The 23849-nt window shown below is 53.7% G+C and carries 21 protein-coding genes; 9 read left to right on the plus strand and 12 right to left on the minus strand.

Translation table 11 applies throughout. The annotated features are described in order from the left end of the window. The first annotated feature begins 326 nt into the window (after window positions 1-326). Window positions 327-4787, plus strand: a complete 4461-nt coding sequence (gltB, locus tag E0L21_RS06500; protein ID WP_131407827.1) for a glutamate synthase large subunit — start codon at window positions 327-329, stop codon at window positions 4785-4787. 9 nt (window positions 4788-4796) lie between these two features. Continuing rightward, window positions 4797-6215, plus strand: a complete 1419-nt coding sequence (locus E0L21_RS06505; RefSeq protein WP_131407829.1) for a glutamate synthase small subunit — start codon at window positions 4797-4799, stop codon at window positions 6213-6215. A 97-nt stretch (window positions 6216-6312) separates the two neighbouring features. On the opposite strand, the gene sspB is transcribed toward E0L21_RS06505, so the two are convergent. From sspB to zapE, 5 genes are all read right to left on the minus strand, one after another. Continuing rightward, a complete protein-coding gene (gene sspB, locus E0L21_RS06510; protein ID WP_131407831.1) occupies window positions 6313-6816 on the minus strand; it encodes a ClpXP protease specificity-enhancing factor in 504 nt (167 codons plus the stop codon). Window positions 6817-6820: 4 nt separating this feature from the next. After that, window positions 6821-7459: a stringent starvation protein SspA gene (sspA, locus tag E0L21_RS06515; protein WP_045512693.1), complete on the minus strand. Its 639-nt coding sequence runs from the start codon at window positions 7457-7459 to the stop codon at window positions 6821-6823. Between the two features lie 313 nt (window positions 7460-7772). Further along, window positions 7773-8165 carry a 30S ribosomal protein S9 gene (gene rpsI, locus E0L21_RS06520; protein WP_000829818.1) on the minus strand — a complete coding sequence of 131 codons (393 nt, stop codon included), beginning with the start codon at window positions 8163-8165 and terminating at the stop codon, window positions 7773-7775. Window positions 8166-8180: 15 nt separating this feature from the next. Beyond that, entirely contained in the window at window positions 8181-8609 is a 429-nt protein-coding gene (gene rplM / locus E0L21_RS06525; protein WP_004868222.1) for a 50S ribosomal protein L13, read from the minus strand. 256 nt (window positions 8610-8865) lie between these two features. Next, window positions 8866-9993, minus strand: coding sequence for a cell division protein ZapE (zapE, locus tag E0L21_RS06535; RefSeq protein ID WP_131407833.1), 1128 nt, complete (start codon window positions 9991-9993; stop codon window positions 8866-8868). A gap of 189 nt (window positions 9994-10182) precedes the next feature. Here zapE and zapG point away from each other — a divergent pair, with 189 nt between their 5' ends. The 3 genes from zapG to degS all read left to right on the plus strand — a co-directional run bounded on the left by zapG (window position 10183) and on the right by degS (window position 13287). Continuing rightward, a complete protein-coding gene (zapG, locus tag E0L21_RS06540; protein ID WP_131407835.1) occupies window positions 10183-10581 on the plus strand; it encodes a Z-ring associated protein ZapG in 399 nt (132 codons plus the stop codon). Window positions 10582-10750: 169 nt separating this feature from the next. Further along, window positions 10751-12127: a serine endoprotease DegQ gene (gene degQ, locus E0L21_RS06545; RefSeq protein ID WP_131407837.1), complete on the plus strand. Its 1377-nt coding sequence runs from the start codon at window positions 10751-10753 to the stop codon at window positions 12125-12127. A gap of 92 nt (window positions 12128-12219) precedes the next feature. Beyond that, the gene (degS, locus tag E0L21_RS06550) at window positions 12220-13287 is read left to right on the plus strand and encodes an outer membrane-stress sensor serine endopeptidase DegS (protein WP_020455456.1); all 1068 of its coding nucleotides are present in this window, start codon (window positions 12220-12222) and stop codon (window positions 13285-13287) included. A 66-nt stretch (window positions 13288-13353) separates the two neighbouring features. Here the strand turns inward: degS and mdh are convergent, their stop codons facing one another. After that, window positions 13354-14292, minus strand: a complete 939-nt coding sequence (gene mdh, locus E0L21_RS06555) for a malate dehydrogenase (protein WP_131407839.1) — start codon at window positions 14290-14292, stop codon at window positions 13354-13356. A gap of 408 nt (window positions 14293-14700) precedes the next feature. Here mdh and argR point away from each other — a divergent pair, with 408 nt between their 5' ends. From argR to yhcN (E0L21_RS06570), 3 genes are all read left to right on the plus strand, one after another. Then, window positions 14701-15171, plus strand: coding sequence for a transcriptional regulator ArgR (argR, locus tag E0L21_RS06560; protein WP_131407841.1), 471 nt, complete (start codon window positions 14701-14703; stop codon window positions 15169-15171). A gap of 379 nt (window positions 15172-15550) precedes the next feature. Continuing rightward, a complete protein-coding gene (yhcN, locus tag E0L21_RS06565) occupies window positions 15551-15814 on the plus strand; it encodes a peroxide/acid stress response protein YhcN (RefSeq protein ID WP_017457302.1) in 264 nt (87 codons plus the stop codon). Window positions 15815-15915: 101 nt separating this feature from the next. Beyond that, entirely contained in the window at window positions 15916-16179 is a 264-nt protein-coding gene (gene yhcN / locus E0L21_RS06570; RefSeq protein ID WP_131407843.1) for a peroxide/acid stress response protein YhcN, read from the plus strand. A gap of 61 nt (window positions 16180-16240) precedes the next feature. Here the strand turns inward: yhcN (E0L21_RS06570) and E0L21_RS06575 are convergent, their stop codons facing one another. The 5 genes from E0L21_RS06575 to aaeX all read right to left on the minus strand — a co-directional run bounded on the left by E0L21_RS06575 (window position 16241) and on the right by aaeX (window position 21209). Further along, a complete protein-coding gene (locus E0L21_RS06575; RefSeq protein ID WP_131407845.1) occupies window positions 16241-16510 on the minus strand; it encodes a barstar family protein in 270 nt (89 codons plus the stop codon). A gap of 45 nt (window positions 16511-16555) precedes the next feature. Next, on the minus strand, window positions 16556-18010 hold the full coding sequence (locus E0L21_RS06580) for an NAD-dependent succinate-semialdehyde dehydrogenase (RefSeq protein ID WP_131407847.1): 1455 nt from the start codon (window positions 18008-18010) through the stop codon (window positions 16556-16558). A gap of 82 nt (window positions 18011-18092) precedes the next feature. After that, window positions 18093-20060 (minus strand): p-hydroxybenzoic acid efflux pump subunit AaeB, encoded by a 1968-nt coding sequence (gene aaeB / locus E0L21_RS06585; RefSeq protein ID WP_131407849.1) that lies wholly within the window; start codon window positions 20058-20060, stop codon window positions 18093-18095. Between the two features lie 5 nt (window positions 20061-20065). Then, window positions 20066-20998: a p-hydroxybenzoic acid efflux pump subunit AaeA gene (gene aaeA, locus E0L21_RS06590; RefSeq protein ID WP_131407851.1), complete on the minus strand. Its 933-nt coding sequence runs from the start codon at window positions 20996-20998 to the stop codon at window positions 20066-20068. 7 nt (window positions 20999-21005) lie between these two features. Then, window positions 21006-21209: a p-hydroxybenzoic acid efflux pump operon protein AaeX gene (gene aaeX / locus E0L21_RS06595; protein WP_061492969.1), complete on the minus strand. Its 204-nt coding sequence runs from the start codon at window positions 21207-21209 to the stop codon at window positions 21006-21008. Window positions 21210-21387: 178 nt separating this feature from the next. On the opposite strand from aaeX, the gene aaeR reads away from it, so the two are divergent. Beyond that, a complete protein-coding gene (aaeR, locus tag E0L21_RS06600; RefSeq protein ID WP_131407853.1) occupies window positions 21388-22311 on the plus strand; it encodes an HTH-type transcriptional activator AaeR in 924 nt (307 codons plus the stop codon). A gap of 39 nt (window positions 22312-22350) precedes the next feature. On the opposite strand, the gene tldD is transcribed toward aaeR, so the two are convergent. Then, window positions 22351-23796: a metalloprotease TldD gene (gene tldD, locus E0L21_RS06605; RefSeq protein WP_131407915.1), complete on the minus strand. Its 1446-nt coding sequence runs from the start codon at window positions 23794-23796 to the stop codon at window positions 22351-22353. Window positions 23797-23849 lie beyond the last annotated feature (53 nt).

A 23849-nucleotide genomic window follows, 5' to 3' on the forward strand; every position in this document is an offset into this window, starting at 1 on the left:
GTAAAAATCCTTAAATAATATTAATTATCAACAATATAAACACTATTTAGCACATTTTTGTATAAATAAGCTCGGCATTTGACCTGTGTACGGATTCCCGATAACTTGGGAATCCGCTGGAAGCTTTCTGGATGAGCAGTCTGCTCATCATATTTATGCAGTAATTGAGATTCCCTCTTAAGCAAGTCCTCAACACTTGTGTATCGATGCGAAAAGGAAATTAAAGAGGGCGACATGCGAGGCAATTGCCCCGTCGCCATGCTCTTTTTGTGCCTGTGCGTAACGTTCTGGAGGGGCTCTCGTAGAGCCTGGGGAGGTTCACTGATATGTTGTACGATAAATCTCTTGAGAGAGATAACTGTGGTTTCGGCCTGATCGCCCACATAGAAGGCGAACCTAGCCACAAGGTAGTGCGTACTGCTATTCACGCACTGGCCCGAATGCAGCACCGCGGCGCGATTCTCGCCGATGGTAAAACCGGTGACGGTTGTGGCCTGCTGCTGCAAAAACCCGATCGTTTTTTCCGTATCGTTGCGGAAGAACGCGGCTGGCGCTTAGCCAAAAACTACGCCGTTGGCATGTTATTCCTGAACCAGGATCCCGAAAAAGCCAGCGCGTCGCGCCGTGTAGTAGAAGAAGAACTTCAACGTGAAACCCTGTCAATTGTCGGCTGGCGCGATGTGCCAACCAACGAAGGGGTACTCGGTGAAATCGCCCTCTCCTCGCTGCCTCGTATTGAGCAAATTTTTGTTAACGCCCCTGCGGGATGGCGTCCGCGCGATATGGAGCGCCGCCTGTTTATCGCCCGTCGCCGCATCGAAAAGCGTCTGCTGGAAGATAAAGAGTTCTACGTATGTAGTCTCTCGAATCTGGTGAACATCTATAAAGGTCTGTGTATGCCGGCGGATCTGCCGCGTTTCTACCTGGATCTCGCGGATCTGCGTCTGGAATCAGCCATTTGCCTGTTCCACCAACGCTTCTCCACCAATACCGTACCGCGCTGGCCGCTGGCGCAGCCGTTCCGCTATCTGGCGCACAACGGCGAAATCAACACCATTACCGGTAACCGCCAATGGGCGCGTGCACGTACTTACAAATTCCAGACGCCATTGATCCCGGATCTGCATGACGCGGCACCATTCGTCAATGAAACCGGCTCCGACTCCAGTTCAATGGATAACATGCTGGAACTGCTGTTAGCGGGCGGGATGGATATTGTGCGCGCCATGCGTTTGCTGGTACCGCCTGCCTGGCAAAACAACCCGGAGATGGATCCGGATCTGCGCAGCTTCTTTGACTTTAACTCCATGCACATGGAGCCGTGGGACGGTCCGGCGGGCATCGTGATGTCCGATGGTCGTTTCGCCGCCTGTAACCTCGACCGTAACGGCCTGCGCCCGGCGCGCTATGTGATCACCAAAGACAAGCTGATCACCTGCGCTTCTGAAGTGGGAATTTGGGATTACCAGCCGGATGAAGTGGTCGAAAAAGGCCGTGTTGGTCCTGGCGAACTGATGGTTATCGATACCCGTGGCGGGCGCATTCTGCACTCTGCCGAAACCGATGACGATCTGAAAAGCCGCCACCCGTATAAAGAGTGGATGGAGAAAAACGTCCGTCGCCTGGTGCCATTCGAAGATCTGCCGGATGAAGAAGTCGGCACCCGCGAAATGGACGACGATCTGCTGTCGAGCTACCAAAAACAATTTAACTACAGCTTCGAAGAGCTGGATTCAGTGATCCGCGTGTTGGGCGAAAATGGCCAGGAAGCCGTCGGCTCAATGGGCGATGACACACCATTTGCTGTGCTTTCCAGCCAGCCGCGCATCATTTATGACTACTTCCGCCAGCAGTTCGCGCAGGTCACCAACCCGCCAATCGATCCGCTGCGTGAAGCGCACGTGATGTCGCTGGCGACCAGCATCGGCCGCGAGATGAACGTCTTCTGCGAAGCGGAAGGCCAGGCGCACCGCTTAAGCTTTAAATCGCCGATCCTGCTGTTCTCTGATTTCAAACAGCTGACGACGATGGAAGAGGAACACTACCGCGCCGACACGCTCGATATCACCTTCGACGTCACCGAAACCACGCTGGAAGAGACCATCAAAGCGTTGTGCGATAAGGCCGAGCAGATGGTGCGTAGCGGCACGGTTCTGCTGGTACTTTCCGACCGTAATATTGCCAAAAACCGTCTGCCGGTTCCGGCACCGATGGCCGTTGGCGCGATTCAGACCCGCCTGGTAGATAAGAGCCTGCGCTGCGACGCCAACATTATTGTCGAAACCGCAAGTGCGCGTGATCCACACCACTTCGCAGTGCTGCTGGGCTTCGGCGCGACGGCAATTTACCCGTACCTGGCATATGAAACGCTGGCGAAACTGGTGGACAGTAAAGCCATCGAGAAAAATTACCGCACAGTGATGCTGAACTACCGTAATGGCATCAACAAAGGGCTGTACAAGATCATGTCCAAAATGGGCATTTCGACTATCGCCTCTTACCGCTGTTCGAAACTGTTTGAAGCCGTCGGCCTGCACGATGATGTTTCCGGGCTCTGCTTCCAGGGCGTGGTTAGCCGTATCGGTGGTGCCGGATTCACTGATTTCCAGCAAGATCTGGTGAACCTGTCCAAACGCGCATGGCTGGCGCGTAAGCCGTTGGATCAAGGCGGTTTGCTGAAGTATGTCCACGGCGGCGAGTATCATGCATACAACCCGGATGTGGTGCGTACGCTGCAACAAGCGGTACAGAGCGGCGAATACAGCGATTACCAACAATACGCGAAGTTGGTGAATGAGCGCCCGGCGGCAACGCTGCGCGATTTGCTAGCGATTACGCCAAACGGCGAAGCGGTGAGCCTGAAAGATGTTGAACCGGCGACGGAGTTGTTCAAACGCTTCGATACCGCAGCGATGTCCATCGGCGCGCTGAGCCCGGAAGCGCACGAAGCGCTGGCGGAAGCGATGAACAGCCTCGGCGGGTTCTCTAACTCCGGCGAGGGTGGCGAAGATCCGGCGCGCTATGGCACCAATAAAGTGTCGCGCATCAAACAGGTGGCTTCCGGTCGTTTCGGCGTGACGCCTGCGTACCTGGTCAACGCGGATGTTATTCAGATCAAAGTGGCTCAGGGCGCAAAACCGGGCGAAGGCGGTCAATTACCGGGTGATAAAGTCACGCCGTACATCGCCAAACTGCGTTATTCCGTGCCTGGCGTTACGCTGATCTCCCCGCCGCCGCACCACGATATTTACTCTATCGAGGATCTGGCGCAGCTGATTTTCGACCTGAAACAGGTCAACCCGAAAGCGATGATTTCCGTCAAACTGGTTTCCGAACCGGGCGTTGGCACCATCGCGACCGGCGTGGCGAAAGCCTACGCTGACCTTATCACTATCGCCGGTTATGACGGCGGCACCGGTGCAAGCCCGCTCTCTTCGGTGAAATATGCCGGTTGTCCGTGGGAGCTTGGCCTGGTGGAAACCCAACAAGCGCTGGTGGCTAACGGCCTGCGTCATAAGATCCGTTTGCAGGTAGATGGCGGTCTGAAAACCGGCCAGGACATCATCAAAGCAGCGATTTTGGGTGCGGAAAGCTTTGGTTTCGGTACCGGCCCGATGGTGGCGCTGGGCTGTAAATATCTGCGAATTTGTCACCTGAACAATTGCGCGACGGGTGTTGCAACCCAGGATGAGAAGCTGCGTAAAAACCATTATCACGGCCTGCCGTTCAAAGTGACCAACTACTTTGAATTTATCGCCCGTGAAACTCGCGAGCTGATGGCGCAGCTGGGCGTGAAACGTCTGGTGGATCTGATTGGCCGCACCGATCTGCTCAAAGAGCTCGATGGCTTTACCGCCAAGCAGCAAAAACTGGATCTGTCGAAACTGCTGGAAACGGCAGAACCGCACCCGGGCAAAGCGCTGTACTGCACCGAGCACAACCCGCCGTTTGATAATGGCGCACTGAATGCGCAGTTACTGCAACAGGCGAAACCGTTTGTCGATGAGAAGCAGAGTAAAACCTTCTGGTTCGATATTCGCAATACTGACCGTTCTGTCGGCGCGTTGCTGTCGGGTTATATCGCGCAGTCCCATGGCGACCAGGGGCTGGCGGCCGATCCGATCAAAGCACACTTTAGCGGCACCGCAGGCCAGAGCTTCGGCGTCTGGAACGCAGGCGGCGTGGAGCTTTATTTGACTGGCGACGCTAACGACTATGTGGGTAAAGGTATGGCTGGCGGCTTGCTGGCGGTACGCCCACCGGTTGGTTCTGCTTTCCGCAGCCACGAAGCGAGCATTATCGGTAACACCTGTCTGTATGGCGCAACTGGCGGTCGTCTGTACGCCGCAGGCCGTGCGGGTGAGCGTTTTGCGGTACGTAACTCTGGCGCGATCACCGTGGTGGAAGGTATCGGTGATAACGGCTGTGAATACATGACAGGCGGCATCGTCTGCGTGTTAGGTAGAACCGGTGTTAACTTTGGTGCGGGGATGACAGGCGGCTTCGCCTACGTGCTGGATGAAGATGGTGAATTCCGTAAACGCGTGAACCCGGAACTGGTGGAAGTGCTGAGCGTCGATGACCTCGCCATCCATGAAGAGCACCTGCGCGGTCTGATCACCGAGCATGTGCAACATACCGGTTCGCAGCGCGGCGAAGAGATCCTGGCGAACTGGCCAGCCTTCTCCAGCAAATTCACGCTGGTTAAGCCGAAGTCCAGCGATGTGAAAGCACTGTTGGGTCACCGTAGTCGTAGCGCAGCAGAGCTGCGTGTGCAGGCGCAGTAAGGGGTAGCAATGAGTCAGAACGTATACCAGTTTATCGACTTGCAGCGCGTTGATCCGCCGAAGAAAGCGCTGAAGATCCGTAAAATTGAATTTGTTGAAATCTATGAGCCGTTTTCAGAAGGCCAGGCCAAAGCACAGGCAGATCGCTGCCTCTCCTGCGGCAACCCTTACTGTGAGTGGAAATGCCCGGTCCATAACTACATCCCGAACTGGCTGAAGCTGGCCAATGAGGGGCGTATTTTTGAAGCGGCTGAGCTGTCGCATCAGACCAACACCCTGCCGGAAGTATGCGGCCGCGTTTGCCCACAAGACAGATTGTGTGAAGGTTCCTGTACGCTGAACGACGAGTTTGGCGCGGTGACCATCGGCAACATTGAGCGCTATATCAATGATAAAGCGTTTGAAATGGGCTGGCGCCCGGATTTGACCGGTGTGAAACAGACCGATAAACGCGTGGCAATTATCGGTGCTGGCCCGGCGGGCCTGGCTTGCGCCGATGTGCTGACCCGCAACGGCGTCAAAGCGGTGGTGTTCGATCGTCACCCGGAGATCGGTGGCCTGCTGACCTTTGGTATTCCGGCCTTTAAGCTGGAAAAAGAGGTGATGACCCGCCGTCGTGAAATCTTCACGGGTATGGGTATTGAGTTCAAACTCAACACCGAAGTGGGTCGCGACGTGCAGATTGACGAGTTGTTGAAAGATTACGATGCGGTGTTCCTTGGCGTCGGGACTTATCAATCGATGCGCGGCGGGCTGGAAAATGAAGATGCAAACGGCGTGTTCGATGCACTGCCGTTCCTCATCGCCAATACCAAGCAGATTATGGGCTTTGGCGAAACGCCAGAAGAACCGTATGTCAGCATGGAAGGCAAACGTGTTGTGGTGCTTGGCGGTGGCGATACCGCGATGGACTGTGTGCGTACGTCAGTGCGTCAGGGCGCGACGCACGTTATTTGTGCTTATCGTCGTGATGAAGAGAACATGCCAGGTTCGAAACGCGAAGTGAAGAACGCGCGTGAAGAAGGTGTCGAATTCCAGTTCAATGTGCAGCCGCTGGGCGTTGAAATCAATGCTAACGGTAAAGTGTGCGGCGTGAAGATGGCACGCACCGAAATGGGCGCACCGGATGCAAAAGGCCGTCGTCGTGCGGAAATTGTCGCCGGTTCTGAACATGTGGTTCCGGCAGACGCTGTTGTCATGGCGTTTGGTTTCCGTCCACACAGCATGGAGTGGCTGGCAAAACACAGCGTTGAGCTGGATTCGCAGGGCCGTGTGATTGCGCCAGAAGGCAGCGAAAATGCGTTCCAGACCAGCAATCCAAAAATCTTTGCCGGCGGCGATATTGTGCGTGGCTCCGATTTGGTAGTAACGGCGATTGCCGAAGGCCGTAAAGCGGCAGACGGTATTCTGAACTACCTCGAAGTGTAATATCCATGTAGCGACCAAAAAGGAGGCTTCGGCCTCCTTTTTTATGCGTATTTTCAACACAAAAAAAAGCAGAACCGCGGGGGTTCTGCTTTCTGGGTTACTTCACCACTCGCAGCGATGGACGCCCACCGCGCGGCGGCGGATCGTCATCAGGGCTGTTATCGTGATCGTCCTCGTGGTCGGGTTTATCACCGTCAATAACCGACATCACCGTCTCGCTTTCCTGCGCTGAAGTGTTGTCGTCATCGTTCAGGCTGACGACATCTTCATCGTACGCGGCTTCCGGTTCAAACATCGTACCGGCACCGTTTTCACGGGCATAAACCGCCAACACGGCAGCCATGGGTACTTCAACCTGACGCGGAACGCCGCCGAAGCGCGCGTTGAAACGCACTTCGTCATTCGCCAGTTCCAGGTTGCCGACCGCGCGCGGCGCAATGTTCAACACGATTTGTCCGTCACGCGCATACTCCATCGGCACGCGTACGCCCGGCAACGTCACATCAACAACCAGATGCGGCGTAAGCTGGTTATCCAGCAGCCATTCGTAAAAGGCCCGCAGTAAATACGGACGGCGTGGAGACAGTTGCGACAAATCCATTCAATTAACCCCGGCCCAGGCGCATTTCGCGCTCGGCTTCTGTCAGAGAGGCAAGGAAGGAATCACGCTCGAAAACGCGCGTCATATACCCTTTCAGCTCTTTTGCACCGGTGCCACTCAGTTCAATACCCAGTACCGGCAAACGCCACAACAGCGGTGCGAGGTAGCAGTCAACCAAACTGAACTCGTCGTTCAGGAAGTACGGTTTCTGGGTGAACAGCGGACCAATCGCCAACAGCTCTTCACGCAGCTGTTTACGCGCCGCGTCCGCCTGAGCGCCACTGCTGTTCTGGATGGTATTCATCAGTGAATACCAGTCCTTTTCAATACGATGCATGTACAGACGGCTCTCACCGCGCGCCACCGGGTAAACCGGCATTAACGGCGGGTGCGGGAAACGCTCGTCCAGATATTCCATAATGATGCGTGATTCCCACAGGGTGAGTTCACGATCTACAAGTGTCGGTACGCTTTGATTCGGGTTGAGGTCAATCAGATCCTGAGGAGGATTATCCTTTTCCACGTGCTCAATTTCGAAGCTGACACCTTTTTCGGCCAGCACGATACGGACCTGATGGCTATAGATGTCCACAGGACCAGAAAACAGCGTCATTACCGAACGTTTGTTGGCAGCGACAGCCATGAAAACCTCCAGGTATATATTCAGAATTTACTGCTACCGGACTTAATCGACCGGTCAGATGTTGAGTTAACTACCCGCGCGTACTGTCACTCTCGTTGTAAGGCAAACAAAAAATGAACAATCCCAGCCATTTGGGCAGAAAATTGGATGATAGTTTACCAGATTTTGCGGGCTTTGTGGTGAGGGGATTCTGGAAATGCTGAAAAAGAAGAGATAATCAATGGATTGCTGTGGATAACACGATCTTTATCCATAAAAAAACCCGGTTCGCACCGGGTTTTTTCGCCAATCGTTCTGCCGAAGCAGAAACCAATTAACGTTTGGAGAACTGCGGACGACGACGTGCTTTGCGCAGACCGACTTTTTTACGTTCAACCTGACGCGCGTCACGAGTGACGAAGCCAGCTTTACGCAGTTCGGAACGCAGGGACTCGTCGTACTCCATCAGAGCGCGGGTGATACCGTGACGGATCGCACCAGCCTGACCGGAGATACCACCACCTTTAACGGTGATGTACAGGTCCAATTTTTCAACCATGTCGACCAGTTCCAGCGGCTGACGAACTACCATGCGGGCAGTTTCACGACCAAAGTACTGTTCCAGCGAACGCTGGTTGATTACGATTTTACCGTTGCCCGGTTTGATAAACACGCGAGCGGCGGAGCTTTTGCGGCGACCAGTGCCGTAGTATTGATTTTCAGCCATTGCCTATAATCCCGATTAGATGTCAAGAACTTGCGGTTGCTGTGCCGCGTGGTTGTGCTCGTTGCCAGCGTAAACTTTCAGTTTACGGTACATAGCACGACCCAGCGGGCCTTTTGGCAGCATGCCTTTAACCGCGATTTCAATCACACGCTCAGGACGGCGAGCAATCATCTCTTCAAAGGTCGCTTCTTTGATACCACCGATGTGGCCGGTGTGGTGGTAGTACATTTTGTCTTCGCGCTTGTTGCCGGTTACAGCAACTTTTTCTGCGTTCAGAACGATGATGTAATCACCCGTATCAACGTGCGGAGTGTATTCCGCTTTATGCTTACCGCGCAGGCGACGAGCCAGTTCGGAAGCCAGACGGCCCAGAGTTTTACCGGTCGCGTCAACAACATACCAGTCGCGTTTTACGGTTTCTGGTTTAGCTGTAAAAGTTTTCATTAAAAGCTTACCCAAATAATTAGTTACACGTTGGTGAACACCCAAACGTTTAGTCAGTTGAGGTTCACACGACATTGTCCAGCAAACCTACCCCTTCGAATAGCCTATGCCGGCGCAGAGAAAGTTTCGGGAAAAAAACCTTCTTGTAACGTGGGGTCGCAGGATTATAGAGAAGTCGGGGTCAAAGATCGACCCCTTTTCGTGATTTGACGCAGGTTTTGTCGCCCGCTGGCAATATAAAGAGGGCAAGGTCGCATCAGGGCATATGCGCGCGTTTCAGATACTCTTCGCTCTGCATCTCTTGCAAGCGAGATAAACAGCGCTGGAACTCAAACTTCAGGCGCTCACCCTGGTAGATGTCATGCAACGCTGCCGCTGCGCTAACCACCAGCTTGACATGGCGCTCGTAGAACTCGTCCACCAGCGCGATAAACCGCCGGGCTTCGCTCTCCATCAGCGGCGTCATCACCGGCACATCAAATAACATCACCGTATGGAAGAGCCGCGACAGTGCAATGTAGTCATGTTGGCTGCGGGCATCCACGCAGAGGGTAGAAAACGACACCGCCAGCGTTTGGTTTTCTACACCCAACGTTGGCAATGGTCGGTGATTAATCTCTAATTCCGGCGCGTTTTGTCGTGCAGCACCTGCCAACGCCAACCACAGTTTGTCCATCTGCTGAGCGGTACTGGCATCTAACGGCGTTAACCACAGGTGCGCCTGCGTCAGTGTTCGCAGGCGATAATCCACGCCCGCATCGACATTCATGATGTCGCAAAACTGCTTAATTGCCTCGATGGCGGGTAAAAACCGCGCCCGCTGTAAACCGTTGCGGTACAGTTCATCCGGCGGAATATTCGATGTCGCCACCAGCGTGATACCGCGTGCGAACAGCGCTTTCATCAGCCCACCAAGCAGCATGGCATCGGTGATATCCGACACAAAAAACTCGTCAAAGCACAGTACATCGGTTTCGGCTTTAAAGCGGTCGGCCACGATTTCCAGCGGATCGCTTTGCCCTTGCAGCGAGGTCAATTCTTCATGGACGCGCAGCATAAAACGGTGAAAGTGCAGACGCTGTTTACGCTCGCCGGGCAGGCTTTGATGGAACATATCCATCAGCCAGGTTTTTCCCCGCCCGACGCCGCCCCACATATAAAGGCCACGCACGGGGGCGGCTTCTTTAAGCTCACGTTTGCCGAGCAGCTTGCCAAACGTCGCCAGCAAGCCACCACTTTGTGGCGCGGCGGGTTCGCTGCGGTTAATTAATGCCCGGTAAATGACATCCAGCCGCGAGACGGCTTCTTTTTGCACATCATCCGGTTGATGGCTACCCTCGTTCAGGGCATTTAGATATCGCGATGTTGGGGAAAGGCTCTGCATGGTGTTGTTGTTATTCCTTGAAAATCGATCCGCCCCCACAGGGTTGACGAAAAAAAGGCCGTTCTACACTACGCGATGCTGCGTCAGGATTCCACTTCTGCACGATTAGCGGTTATAGTGGCACAATCAGGCGCAGGCAGGAGCTTGCAGCCCACACCCTACGGAATCAAAAAACAACGGGAGAAGTTCATGACCTGGGAATATGCGCTAATTGGGTTGGTTGTCGGCATTATTATTGGTGCCGTGGGTATGCGTTTCGGAAACCGCAAATTGCGCCAACAACAGGCCTTGCAGTACGAACTGGAAAAAAACAAAGCGGAACTCGAAGATTACCGCGAAGAGCTGGTGAGCCACTTTGCCCGCAGCGCTGAGCTGTTGGATAACATGGCAGACGATTACCGCCAGCTTTATCAGCATATGGCGAAAAGTTCGACCAGCCTGCTGCCGGAAATGTCCGCGGAAGAGAACCCGTTCCGCAACCGTCTGGCCGAATCCGAAGCCAGCAACGATCAGGCGCCGGTGCAGATCCCGCGCGACTATTCTGAAGGTGCATCCGGCCTGCTGCGCGGCGGCGCTAGCCGTAAATAATCGAACGCATCTTAAATATTTACGGGCGCGCTCCTTGCGCCCGTCCCTTCTTGCGCATCGCAGCTATTATTTAGTCATTCACCTCATTGTTACCCGGTTGAAATTTCAATAACATCAAACTGTTTTGGGGCGTCATTCTTTCCACTTCAGGTTACGAGAGCCAGCATCAATGAAGAAACAAACCCAGCTGTTGAGTGCATTTGCGTTAAGTGTCGGGTTAACTCTCTCGGCACCCTTTCAGACCTTTGCGGCAATGCCATCACAAATCCCAGGCCAGGGCGCGTTACCAAGCCTCGCCCCCGTGCTGGAAAAGGTTCTGCCGGCGGTAGTCAGCGTGCAGGTAGAAGGCACAGCGGTACAAGGCCAGAAAGTCCCTGAAGAATTGAAAAAATATTTCGGCGAAGAGATGCCAGATCAACCACAGCAGCAACCGCAGCCGTTTGAAGGCCTCGGTTCCGGGGTGATTATCGATGCCGCCAAAGGTTACGTGCTGACCAATAACCACGTGATTAACCAAGCACAAAAAATCAACGTACAGTTGAACGATGGGCGCGAATTCGAAGCCAAATTGATTGGCGGGGACGATCAGAGCGACATCGCGCTACTGCAATTACAAAATGCGAGCAACCTGACGCAAATTGCCATCGCCGATTCCGATCAGTTGCGCGTCGGCGATTTCGTGATTGCCGTGGGTAACCCCTTCGGTCTTGGCCAAACCGCCACATCAGGGATTGTTTCTGCGCTGGGTCGTAGCGGCCTGAACCTTGAAGGGCTGGAAAACTTTATTCAGACCGATGCTTCCATTAACCGTGGCAACTCTGGCGGCGCGCTGCTCAACCTGAACGGCGAACTTATCGGTATTAACACGGCGATACTCGCACCGGGCGGCGGTAGCGTTGGCATCGGTTTTGCGATTCCAAGCAACATGGCACAAACCCTCTCTCATCAGTTGATTCAGTTTGGTGAAATCAAACGCGGACTGTTGGGCATTAAAGGCACCGAAATGAGTGCAGATATTGCCAAAGCCTTTAACCTGAACGTGCAGCGCGGCGCATTTGTCAGTGAAGTGCTGCCGAACTCGGGTTCGGCGAAAGCGGGGATCAAATCGGGTGATGTGATTGTGAGCCTGAACGGCAAACCGTTGAGCAGCTTCGCCGAACTGCGTTCGCGCATCGCGACCACCGAACCGGGTGCAAAAGTGAAGTTGGGGCTGCTACGCGACGGTAAACCACTGGATGTCGAAGTGACGCTTGATAAAAGCACCTCATCTTCCGCCAGCGCCGAGTTGATCTCCCCGTCGCTGCAAGGCGCGGAGCTGAGCGATGGTCAGCTTAAAGATGGCACTAAAGGCATCACCGTCGGTAATGTGGAAAAAGGCAGCGCCGCCGCGCAGGCTGGCCTGCACAAAGATGATGTGATCATTGGCGTTAACCGGGATCGTGTGCAGTCGATCGCTGAAATGCGCAAAGTGCTGGAAGCGAAACCACCTGTCATGGCGCTGCATATCGTGCGGGGCAATGACAGTATCTATCTGTTGCTGCGCTAAGTAATTCTGTCGCCGGACATCACCGCCTGCGTGTGATGTCCGGATAACTCATGTTATGCTGCTGCCGTTCTCCTTTTAATGACTATCCCATCATGTATGTGAAGCTTTTACGTTCCGTGGCAATCGGTTTGGTCGTCGGTGGTCTGATCATCGCCGCCATGCCTTCGCTGCGTAAAAACATTCCGCTCGCGACGCCGCAAATCGACAGCGCCGATGAAACGCCTGCCAGCTATAACCCGGCAGTTCGTCGCGCAGCGCCTGCGGTAGTGAACGTCTATAACCGTAGCCTGAATAGCTCCACCCATGATCGCCTCGAAATTCGTACGCTCGGTTCCGGCGTCATCATGGATCAGCGCGGCTATATCATCACCAACAAACATGTGATCAACGATGCCGACCAAATCATTGTCGCGTTGCAGGATGGTCGGGTATTTGAAGCGTTACTGGTGGGCTCGGATACGTTGACCGATCTTGCGGTGTTGAAGATCAATGCTAACGGTGGCTTGCCGGTGATCCCCATCAACACGAAGCGCACGCCGCATATCGGCGATGTGGTGCTGGCGATCGGCAACCCGTATAACCTTGGTCAAACGACGACCCAGGGGATTATCAGCGCCACGGGTCGTATTGGTTTGAATCCCAGCGGGCGGCAAAACTTTTTGCAGACTGACGCTTCCATTAACCACGGTAACTCCGGCGGCGCACTGGTGAATTCACTGGGCGAACTGATGGGTATTAACACCCTGTCGTTTGATAAAAGCAATGACGGTGAAACGCCGGAAGGTATCGGGTTCGCCATTCCCTTCCAGTTGGCGACTAAAATTATGGATAAGCTGATCCGCGACGGTCGCGTGATCCGTGGCTATATCGGTATTGGCGGCCGGGAGATCGCGCCATTACATACTCAGGGCGGCGGTATCGACCCGATCCAGGGGATCGTTGTCAACGAAGTCTCACCGGATGGCCCGGCGGCGCGCGCGGGGATTCAGGTCAATGATGTGATCACCTCGGTGAATGGAAAACCAGCTGTTTCCGCCCTCGAAACCATGGATCAAGTGGCAGAAATCCGCCCTGGTTCTGAAATCCCCGTCGAGGTCATGCGCGACGACAAGAAGCTCACCTTCAAGGTCACAATTCAGGAATACCCGGCGACCAATTGATCGCCATAAAAAAACCGGAGCAACAGGCTCCGGTTTTTTCTTCCTGCGCTCGCAGGACAACAAGGCTTAACGGTTAACGAAATCGACGCCAAGCTGGATGTCTTTTTTCAGCGTATCCAGCATGCCTTCCAGCGACTGCTGTTCAAACGCGCTGAGCTTACCGATTGCATGACGCTCCTCAATACCGTTTTTGCCCAGCAGCAGCGGCTGTGAGAAGAAACGCGCATGCTCGCCGTCACCTTCTACATAAGCGCATTCAACAACGCCTTGCTCGCCTTGCAGCGCACGCACCAGCGACAAACCAAAACGCGCGGCGGCCTGACCCATAGAAAGCGTCGCTGAACCGCCACCCGCTTTCGCCTCTACCACTTCAGTACCGGCGTTCTGAATACGTTTTGTCAGATCGGCTACTTCCTGCTCGCTGAAGTTCACGCCCGGGATCTGCGACAGCAACGGAAGGATTGTCACGCCAGAGTGGCCGCCAATAACCGGCACTTCGATATCCGTCGGCTGTTTGCCTTTCAGCTCTGCCACGAAAGTGTTGGAACGAATAATGTCCAGCGTGGTAACGCCAAACAGCTTGTTCTTATCGTAAACACCGGCTTTTTTCAGCACTTCAGCAGCAATCGCGACTGTGGTATTAACCGGGTTAGTGATGATACCAATACAGGCTTTAGGCGCGGTTTTCGCCACCTGAGCGACCAGGTTTTTCACGATACCGGCGTTGACGTTAAACAGGTCGGAACGATCCATACCCGGTTTACGCGCCACACCTGCCGAAATCAGCACGATATCGGCGCCTTCCAGCGCTGGCGTCGCATCTTCGCCGGAGAAGCCTTTAATGTTTACTGCGGTAGGAATATGACTGAGGTCAACGGCAACCCCAGGGGTGACAGGTGCAATATCATACAGAGAGAGTTCTGAACCTGAAGGCAGTTGTGTTTTCAGTAGTAGGGCAAGCGCTTGACCGATACCACCGGCCGCGCCGAGGACTGCGACTTTCATCCTAAACTCCTTATTATGGTTAGCTAAATATTTTGTTACTCCGTTGCGGCGACCTTAATCCACCCTGGTAATTATGACAATAAACGCGCCAAAATAGTGCGGCGCAGCCCACTGTTAAGATCTTATATAAGGATGGATATGACCGTCAGATCGGCAATCTAAGCAACTAACACTGAGAGTTTATAATATAGCTGCGATATCCACCAAAATAACATCAACTTTATAACATTTAATTTACTTTTTAATCTTATTTGCGACGTAAGACACATGTGGCTGTGCTTCATTACAGGATTTGATAAACTTCGCGCCTTCTCAGCAGTTTTCAGAAATTCCTCGCGAGAATATTTGCATAAAAATTCATCAATATGCATAATAATGTTGTTTTCACGGCCATATTACGGGTGACTTATGCGAAGCTCGGCAAAACAAGAAGAATTAGTTAAAGCGTTTAAAGCGCTTCTTAAAGAAGAGAAATTCAGTTCTCAAGGAGAAATTGTTCAGGCTCTGCAAGAGGAGGGCTTCGACAATATCAATCAATCTAAAGTCTCTCGCATGCTGACCAAATTCGGCGCGGTGCGTACGCGCAACGCGAAAATGGAAATGGTCTACTGCCTGCCGATAGAGCTGGGTGTTCCCACCACCTCCAGCCCACTGAAAAACCTGGTGCTGGATATCGATTATAACGATGCGGTCGTGGTGATCCACACCAGCCCTGGCGCTGCACAGTTGATTGCACGTCTGCTGGATTCACTGGGCAAAGCGGAGGGCATCCTTGGCACTATTGCCGGGGATGACACCATTTTCACTACTCCAGCCAAAGGCTTTACTGTTAAAGACCTCTTCGAAGCTATTCTGGTGCTGTTCGAACAAGAATTGTAATGAGCGCTTCCCCTCGGCTTCGGCTGTGGGGGAATGTTCGGCTTTTTGCTCCCCAACTCGACTTTTCCCCTATCAAAGACTTAGCAGTTAGTGCGATTTATGGTTTCGCTTCCCTTTCCCAGCGCATGCCACCGCACAAAAAATCAAATTCATCTATCCATATGATTTTCTTAACTATCGTTAACTAAATTTTTACCTGAATACTGTTTTTTATGCTTTTCTGCAATATAAAACCGCAAATCATATTCCCATTCATCATGGTTATAATTAGCTTGGTATTAATTATTCGCGTGATTAGTGTATACTTGATTTTGTGATGAGGGTCACGAAACAAGACCCTCCGAAAAATTAAATAAAAGAATACGACGAGGTATTAGACATGAATATCAAATCAACCGTTGCAACACTGAGTATCCTTTCAGCCCTGTCATTTGGCGCTTTCGCGGCGGATTCCATCAACGCGGAACAAGCTCAATCTCGCCAGTCACTGGGTACCGTTTCCATCGGTTCTGTCACAGCGTCTCCGATGGACATGAACGCGCAACTGAGTAAAAAAGCGGAAGAACAAGGTGCTTCAGCTTACCGCATCATTGAAGCACGTAGCGGCGACCAATGGCACGCAACCGCAGAGCTGTATAAATAAGTTTTACCGATAACCCTATCTAACCGTCACTCAACGGCACCAGGCACAAAAATAGCACTTTAACCCTTCTCGCCGTTGAGTCTCTTTTAAGGAGACAGACAATGAAACGTAATCTCATCATCGCATCCCTTGGCCTTGCATCCTTGATCTCTTTCGGTGCGAGCGCCGCAACGCTTGTTAATAGCGATCAGGCCAACAACCTGCAACCTATGGGCAGTGTTTCCATTTCCCAAAGAGCGGGCGTCCCAATGGACATTCGCCAGGAGCTCTCTGCTAAAGCCGATCAGGCTGGCGCGAGCAGTTACCGTATTATTGAAGCACGTACGGGCGATAGTACCCACGTTACGGCTGAACTGTATAAATAAACCCTCGTCGTCTTGTCCGACGACTTGCCCCTGCCCGTCAGGGGCTTTTTTTTGCCTTCGCTCACCGCACGTTAAAACGTAGCTCGCCTTCCAGCTCCTCTTCCGCTTCATCAAAGAGCAGGATCAGCGCGCCAAAGCGGCGGCGCTGTTTTTCTGGTAGATGAATAAATTCAATTTCCAGCGGTAAGGGCAGCGCGCCGTCCATCACCGTGTCCCACAAGGAATCCAGATCGTGGACTTTCTCGCGCTCAATAGCGAACAGGCGGCTAAACTCGCGGTAGAAAGCACTTTGATCAGCGATATTTTTAAAATCGAAAGTGTAGATATTCATTTTCCGCCATCAGCCCAACAGGGCAGCAAAACGCCGCCCACATGATTACAATCCCCCAAGGTGCAGAGTTTTCACTTCCAGAAACTCGTCCAGCCCCAGCACCGAACCTTCCCGGCCAAGACCGGACTCTTTCACCCCGCCAAACGGCCCCAGCTCCGTTGATACCGCACACTCGTTAATCCCGATCATGCCGCTTTCGATCGCCTGCGAAACGCGGAATACCCGCTGCAGGTTCTGCGTATAGAAATAAGCGGCCAGACCAAACGGTGTTGCATTGGCACGTTGCACCACCTCCTCTTCGCTGGTGAAACGGAAACAGGCGGCAACCGGGCCAAACGTCTCTTCCTGCGCCAGTTTCATGCCATCGCTGCAATCACCCAGCACCGTTGGCTGCCAGAAGTTACCGCCAAGGCTGTGCGGTTTGCCACCGGCTAATACTTTCGCCCCTTTGGCGACGGCATCGTCGACATGCTCGCGCACTTTGTCCACCGCAGCGCGTTCAATCAGCGGACCTACAACCACGCCCTCATCCAGGCCATTACCCACTTTTAGCGCATTAACAGCCTCGGTCAGTTTTTGTGTAAAGCTATCGTAGACAGATTCATGAATGTAGAAGCGGTTAACGCTGACGCACACCTGCCCCGCATTACGGAATTTATTGGCAACAGCGCCCTGCACCGCCGCATCAATGTCGGCATCCTCAAACACGATATAAGGCGCATTTCCTCCCAGCTCCATCGACACTTTTTTCATGGTTTCAGCTGCGTTTCGCACCAGCGTTTTCCCCACCGCCGTCGAGCCGGTAAACGAGATTTTGCGCACCTCATGGCTGGCCATAATCGCATCGCTGATTTCAGATGTATTCCCGGCAACAGCGTTCAACACACCGTCCGGCACACCGGCTTTTTTCGCCAGCGCCAGCAACGCAAAAGCGCTAAGCGGTGTGTTGTTTGCCGGTTTGATAACGCCGGTACAGCCTGCCGCCAGCGCGGGCCCAAGCTTGCGGGTCAACATCGCCATCGGGAAATTCCACGGTGTAATCGCGGCCACCACACCAATCGGTTCTCGCGTCGCCAGAATGCGTGATCCTGGCTTGATGGGCGGAATAATTTCACCGTTTGCGCGTTTTGCCTGCTCAGCAAACCACTGAATAAAGCTGGCGGCATATTCCACTTCACCTTCTGCTTCTTTCAATGGTTTGCCCTGCTCAGTGGTCATCAATCTGCCAAGCCAGCTTTTGTTTTCAATGATCAATTCATACCAGCGATACAAAATGGTCGAGCGCTCTTTCGCGGTTTTCGCCCGCCATGCGGGAAAGGCACGTGTCGCAGCGGCAATGGCTTCTTCTGTCTCTTTCTTGCCTGCTTTGGCAACTTTCGCGATAGTTTCGCCCGTCGCCGGATTCAGAACGTCAAATGTGGTATCCAGCGATTTCCAGACACCATCAACCAGATAGCCGGTCTGAAAAAGCGCATTGTCCTGCAGTGACTGCGTTGTCATTTGTCCTCCTGATCTGCGGTTTATAAAAACTCTTAGAAAGTATAGCCATAAAAAAACCGACGCTTTTGGCGTCGGTTTGGCATTAACTGCTGGTCAGCGCATGTTGGTATTTATGCAACATGCCCGTTAGCCGGTATACCGGCTCAGTAACCTGCGGCGGTGCGTTCCAGTGGTGTAGCTTGTGCTGGTAAATATCCAGCTCTTCCAGTAACTGAGTGAAGTAACGGCGGCGTTTCGTGTCGTTGCCCGCCGAAATAACTTGTGACGCAGTACGCCGTAACTGGCGGTGAAACGCCGAGAGATCATCATTGATCGGCACCGGCGCATCCCGCAGGCGCTGGTGCGCAATAATCAGCGTCAGCGCGAGGCGGAACTTCGCGACATCACCGGGAAATTTATTCAGCAGCAAAAAAAGCTGTTGATACAGTGCGGGCAAGTGGTTCTCTTTGCGACGCGCGGTATTGGTGGTCATTGCCGAAACGGCCGCGGAAACAAACTGGTTCAGCAGCATACGCCCGGTGCGCGCCTGGGAGTTATCGCGCACCAGCAAAAGCACAACCATCGCCAGAACCACGCCAACCAGTTGCCCCAGCGCGTTATCGAGAAACTGGCTGAATTTAAAGGTCATCGGGTTATCCAGCACTAGAATATTAATGGTGCCCGCCAGCGTCGCCATTGAACCCAGCCGACGCTTTTGCACTTCAATACCAATAAAGAACGCCAGTACCGCCAGACTAATACACAGCAACAGCATGCTTTGTTGCGTCGATGGCAGGATAACCAGGTAATAGAACGAACCAATCGGCAACGCCCACAGCATGCCGTAGATAAAGTCTTTCGCCACCATTTTTGGGTTCGGCAGACGCATCGCCAGCGAGGTGACCACTGCGATCATCACCATTGAGCCGCTGCCAGATGTCCAGCCGGTCCACAGCCAGAACAAGGTTCCGAGCATGCAAGAAAGCGTGGTGCGCCAGAAGTTAACCATCGCATGGTGGCGTTCGGCAGATTCCGCTTTCACCACCACTTCGCCCTGCAACACCTCTTCTTCGACAGCGCTGATTTTCGCGTTGCCAATAACACCGCGTTTCAGCAGCAGATAGCGGGTCGCCGAACCCACCCAGCTATAAATGGTGACAGGCGTTTCCCGCTCACCGGTCCAGGCGATGACTCGACGCATTCTTTTTAACTGCTTGTGCATCTCCTGCACGTTATCGACCGGCTCGGCAAACAGCTCGCGAAATGTGTCGGTAACAAGCTCGGGACGGGTATTCTGGATCAGATAGGTTTCACACGCTTGGGTGATCAGCGTCAGCGACAAGGTGTTGATCACTTTCAGGCGGCGGTTAGCGCGCCCCCAGCGGGAAGACTCAATATTCAGATTGCTGCGCATCCCTTCAAGGGCATTGGTACGACGCACCAGCGCAGCCCAGGCTTTGTCCACCTCTTCGCTATCGCCATGCTTGATACACAACTGCATCAGTTGATAGTGGGCCAGCAGCAGGCTATCGAGCTCGCGGTCAATTTCCTGTTTGACGGAGCGCGGAGAAAAGAGCAGATCGGCGACAATCGCGCAGAGAATACCCACCACGATTTCACTGCATCGCTCAACTGCATATTGCGGTGCCAGCAGAGGTTCTGTCTGAATAGTGACAACAATAATTAACGCGGTATAACCCGCCAGCCCCCAGGCGTAGGAGTTCTCAACACGCACCAGCGAAGAGACCCAGGTACAAAACCCGGCCCAGACACAGCACACCATTAACATCAGAAGCGGGGTGCGGATCAGCATGATGATGATGGCAAGCCCGGCGATACAGCCAATAAAGGTGCCGATAATACGCAACATCCCCCGGTAGCGAATCGCCCCGGAATAGGGCTCACCACCGGCGGCAAACGCCGGGCCCGCCGCGACAATGGCTGCGGTCAACACCGCCCAGCGCGGGGTTTCAAGCTGAAAGTGAAAACCAACAAACAGTGCCAACACGACGGCAAAGGCCAGCTTGAAAGCAAAACGCAAATGCTGGCTGGCAATGGATAACAGCCCCATCGCGATTACCCCAACTCGCGCAGTCGATGCGCCATTTTGCGAAAGAACGAATCCTGGCTTTCATCACGATCGGATTTACCTGTCACCACTACCGTCGCGGTGGTGCCCGCCGGCCACAGGTTACCTTGTTGTTTGTCGAGACGAATACGTACCGGTACACGCTGCGCCAACCGCACCCATTCAAGGTTGGAATCGATGGTCGCCATGCCTTTGCTGTCATTGCTGCTGCTGGCATTCGTGACGCCTGCGGCGAGGCTATCCACCGTGCCTTTCAATACCAGATTGCTGCCAAGCGGGGTGATCTCCGCGCGATAACCGGGACGCACGCCTTCCAGCTTGGTCTCTTCCATATACGCCAGAACATAGAAGGTGTGTTGTTTCACCAACGCCACCGCGGTGGAACCACGGGTAATAAACTCACCGGCGTAGACGTTAAGGTTTGTCACCCAACCATCGGCTGGCGCACGAATGATGGTGCGCTCCAGATCCAGCTTCGCCAGATCGCGGGTCGCCTGAGCTTTGGCTAACTGATGCAGCTCAGTTTGCAGGGTGTTGTTGGCCTGGTCGATCTCTTCACGCGACATGGCCTGAATACCCAACTGGTTACGGCGTCCGGCTTCGCGGCGTTTTTCCGCCACCAGCGCTTCGTAGTAGGCAACATCGGCTTCATCTTCCGCCAGCGCTTTTTGGTAACGCGGTTGATCGATGGTAAACAGCACCTGGCCCTCTTTCACCAGTTGGTTGTCATGCACATTAACGGCGGTGACAAGCCCGGTAACATCCGGCGCGATAGCGACAACATCCGCACTAAAGCGCGCGTCGCGCGTCCAGGGCGATTCGGTGTAATAAACCCAGGCGCGGAAAACCGCGACGAACGCCAGGATTACCATCACCATAGTGATAGCGGTGCGAGAGATATTTCTTGTTAGTGTTTTCACTTCTACCTCAGACAAACAGGCGCGACAGCAGGTAAAAAAGGCAGCAATACAGCGCAGTGTTAAACAACGCCGGATGCCAGACAAAGTCATAGATCCCGGTGGGGACCAGCACCCGACGCACCAGCCAGAAGATCGCCAGTGACAAAATTAATTCGAAGAAAATCGGTGGGAACGACAAACCGAACACCACGATGACGGGAAACAGACTCATGTTGACCTTGATTAGAGAGCGTGCAGGTGACAATTCGTTCTAACGTCACCGCAGGAGTAAGGGCAAGGAGAGCCAGGCGAGAGTGACGTGAATATTCTTAATAGATAGTATATTAACGTAACTGTTATGCTGTTATCTATATTATGTGATCTAAATCACTTTTAACTCAGAGTGAATAATGGAACGACTAAAACGCATGTCGGTGTTTGCCAAAGTGGTGGAATTAGGTTCATTTACCGCCGCTGCTCGACAGCTACAAATGAGTGTTTCCTCCATCAGCCAGACCGTTGCCAAACTGGAAGATGAGTTGCAGGTAAAGCTGTTGAACCGCAGCACGCGCAGCCTGGGGCTCACCGAAGCAGGGAAGATTTACTACCAGGGCTGCCGCCGGATGCTGCATGAAGTGCAGGACGTTCACGAACAGCTTTACGCCTTTAACAACACACCAATCGGTACGCTGCGCATTGGCAGTTCTTCAACCATGGCGCAAAATGTGCTGGCAAAAATGACCGCCGATATGCTCAAAGAGCATCCGGGTTTGTCGGTAAATCTCGTCACGGGTATCCCGGCGCCGGATTTGATTGCTGACGGTCTGGATCTGGTGATCCGCGTCGGCGCGTTGCAGGATTCCAGCCTCTTCTCCCGCCGTCTTGGCGCGATGCCAATGGTGGTTTGCGCAGCCAAAAGCTACCTTGCTCAGTACGGCATTCCTGAAAAGCCAGCGGATATGGTGAACCACTCATGGCTTGAATACAGCGTGCGTCCGGATAACGAATTTGAGCTGGTGGCTCCGGAAGGGATCGCCACGCGGCTTATCCCACAAGGGCGTTTTGTCACCAACGATCCAATGACGCTAACGCGCTGGCTGACCGCCGGTGCCGGGATCGCATTCGTGCCGTTAATGTGGGTGATCGACGAGATCAACAGTGGCCAGCTTGAGATCCTGCTGCCGCGTTACCAGTCGGATCCGCGCCCGGTTTATGCGCTCTATACCGAAAAAGATAAGCTGCCGCTGAAAGTGCAGGTGTGCATTAATTATCTGACGGATTACTTTATTGAAGTGGCGAAAGTGTATCAGAGCATGCAGGGACGCAGAGTGTAAGGAATTCACCCTCTTCGTGCGAAGAGGGTGAGAAAAGGTTTAAGCCGTACCGCCGACGGTCAGGTTATCGACTTTCAACGTCGGTTGGCCCACACCCACCGGCAGGCTCTGCCCCTCTTTGCCGCAGACGCCAACGCCGTTATCCAGCTTCAGATCGTTACCCACCATGGAGATCTGCTGCATCGCTTCGATACCGGAGCCAATCAGCGTTGCGCCTTTCACCGCTTTGGTGACCTTACCTTTTTCAATCAGGTACGCTTCAGAAGTGGAGAAGACAAATTTCCCGGAAGTGATATCGACCTGGCCGCCGCCAAAATTCGGTGCGTAGATGCCGTAGTCGACAGATTCGATAATCTCCTGCGGCGTTGATTTCCCCGCCAGCATATAAGTGTTGGTCATACGCGGCATTGGCAGATGCGCATAAGATTCACGACGTCCGTTACCGGTCGGCTTAACGCCCATAAGACGCGCATTCAGCTTGTCCTGCATATAACCTTTCAACACGCCGTTTTCGATAAGCACGTTGTACTGGCCCGGCGTTCCTTCATCATCGATCGCCACAGAACCGCGGCGATCGGCGATGGTGCCATCGTCCACAACGGTACACAGTTCTGAGGCCACCAGTTGCCCCATCTGGCCGCTGAATACAGACGTTCCGCGACGGTTGAAGTCGCCTTCCAGCCCGTGTCCAACCGCTTCGTGCAGCAGCACGCCCGGCCAGCCCGCGCCCAATACCACCGGCAACGTGCCCGCAGGTGCGGCAACCGCAGAAAGGTTTACCAGCGCCATGCGTACCGCTTCTTTCGCCCACGCATCCGCGCGAACATCGCCATCCACATCCTGCAAGAACCAGTCATAACCAAAACGACCGCCGCCACCGCTGGAACCACGTTCGCGTTTACCGTCGTCTTCAACCTGTACGCTCACGGAAAGCCGCACCAACGGGCGCACATCCGCCGCCAGCGTACCGTCCGTCGCCGCCACCAGAATGAGTTCGTAGACGCCGGTCAGACTGGCTGTTACTTCCTGTACGCGTTTATCCGCCGCGCGCGCCGCTTTATCTACGCGGCGCAGAATATCGAGCTTCTCTTCACGGCTCATGCTCTGCAGCGGATCGAGGCTGGTATAAAGGCTTGGATGTTCGAGCGCACCCAGCGTTTTCACTTTGCCATCGCCGTCTTCCCGCACGATAGTACGCGCAGCCTGCGCGCTCTGTTCCAGCGCCAGCAGGCTGATTTGGTCCGCATAAGCAAAACCGGTTTTCTCGCCGCTGACGGCGCGCACGCCCACGCCCTGGTCGATATTGTAAGAGCCATCTTTAATGATGCTGTCTTCTAAAACCCAGGATTCGTGATAGCTCGACTGGAAATAGAGATCGCCGTAATCAAGACGACGCGCGGTCAGTTGACCGAGAATAGCAAACAGATCCTGATGGCTCAGGCCGTTTGCTGCCAGAAGTTGTTCACTTACCAGATTAAGACTCATCATTTTTTCTCGTCGTTGCCGCCACTGCGGGCAATAAAAATTGCGATATAAGG

It is taken from the genome of Kosakonia quasisacchari, assembly GCF_004331415.1.
Classification (GTDB): domain Bacteria; phylum Pseudomonadota; class Gammaproteobacteria; order Enterobacterales; family Enterobacteriaceae; genus Kosakonia; species Kosakonia quasisacchari.

Excerpts from the sequence above, each read along its gene's own strand:
- gltB (WP_131407827.1), top strand. The coding sequence starts at position 327 with ATGTTGTACGATAAATCTCTTGAGAGAGATAACTGTGGTTTCGGCCTG.
- E0L21_RS06505 (WP_131407829.1), top strand. The coding sequence starts at position 4,797 with ATGAGTCAGAACGTATACCAGTTTATCGACTTGCAGCGCGTTGATCCG.
- sspB (WP_131407831.1), bottom strand. The coding sequence starts at position 6,816 with ATGGATTTGTCGCAACTGTCTCCACGCCGTCCGTATTTACTGCGGGCC.
- sspA (WP_045512693.1), bottom strand. The coding sequence starts at position 7,459 with ATGGCTGTCGCTGCCAACAAACGTTCGGTAATGACGCTGTTTTCTGGT.
- rpsI (WP_000829818.1), bottom strand. The coding sequence starts at position 8,165 with ATGGCTGAAAATCAATACTACGGCACTGGTCGCCGCAAAAGCTCCGCC.
- rplM (WP_004868222.1), bottom strand. The coding sequence starts at position 8,609 with ATGAAAACTTTTACAGCTAAACCAGAAACCGTAAAACGCGACTGGTAT.
- zapE (WP_131407833.1), bottom strand. The coding sequence starts at position 9,993 with ATGCAGAGCCTTTCCCCAACATCGCGATATCTAAATGCCCTGAACGAG.
- zapG (WP_131407835.1), top strand. The coding sequence starts at position 10,183 with ATGACCTGGGAATATGCGCTAATTGGGTTGGTTGTCGGCATTATTATT.
- degQ (WP_131407837.1), top strand. The coding sequence starts at position 10,751 with ATGAAGAAACAAACCCAGCTGTTGAGTGCATTTGCGTTAAGTGTCGGG.
- degS (WP_020455456.1), top strand. The coding sequence starts at position 12,220 with ATGTATGTGAAGCTTTTACGTTCCGTGGCAATCGGTTTGGTCGTCGGT.
- mdh (WP_131407839.1), bottom strand. The coding sequence starts at position 14,292 with ATGAAAGTCGCAGTCCTCGGCGCGGCCGGTGGTATCGGTCAAGCGCTT.
- argR (WP_131407841.1), top strand. The coding sequence starts at position 14,701 with ATGCGAAGCTCGGCAAAACAAGAAGAATTAGTTAAAGCGTTTAAAGCG.
- yhcN (WP_017457302.1), top strand. The coding sequence starts at position 15,551 with ATGAATATCAAATCAACCGTTGCAACACTGAGTATCCTTTCAGCCCTG.
- yhcN (WP_131407843.1), top strand. The coding sequence starts at position 15,916 with ATGAAACGTAATCTCATCATCGCATCCCTTGGCCTTGCATCCTTGATC.
- E0L21_RS06575 (WP_131407845.1), bottom strand. The coding sequence starts at position 16,510 with ATGAATATCTACACTTTCGATTTTAAAAATATCGCTGATCAAAGTGCT.
- E0L21_RS06580 (WP_131407847.1), bottom strand. The coding sequence starts at position 18,010 with ATGACAACGCAGTCACTGCAGGACAATGCGCTTTTTCAGACCGGCTAT.
- aaeB (WP_131407849.1), bottom strand. The coding sequence starts at position 20,060 with ATGGGGCTGTTATCCATTGCCAGCCAGCATTTGCGTTTTGCTTTCAAG.
- aaeX (WP_061492969.1), bottom strand. The coding sequence starts at position 21,209 with ATGAGTCTGTTTCCCGTCATCGTGGTGTTCGGTTTGTCGTTCCCACCG.
- aaeR (WP_131407853.1), top strand. The coding sequence starts at position 21,388 with ATGGAACGACTAAAACGCATGTCGGTGTTTGCCAAAGTGGTGGAATTA.
- tldD (WP_131407915.1), bottom strand. The coding sequence starts at position 23,796 with ATGAGTCTTAATCTGGTAAGTGAACAACTTCTGGCAGCAAACGGCCTG.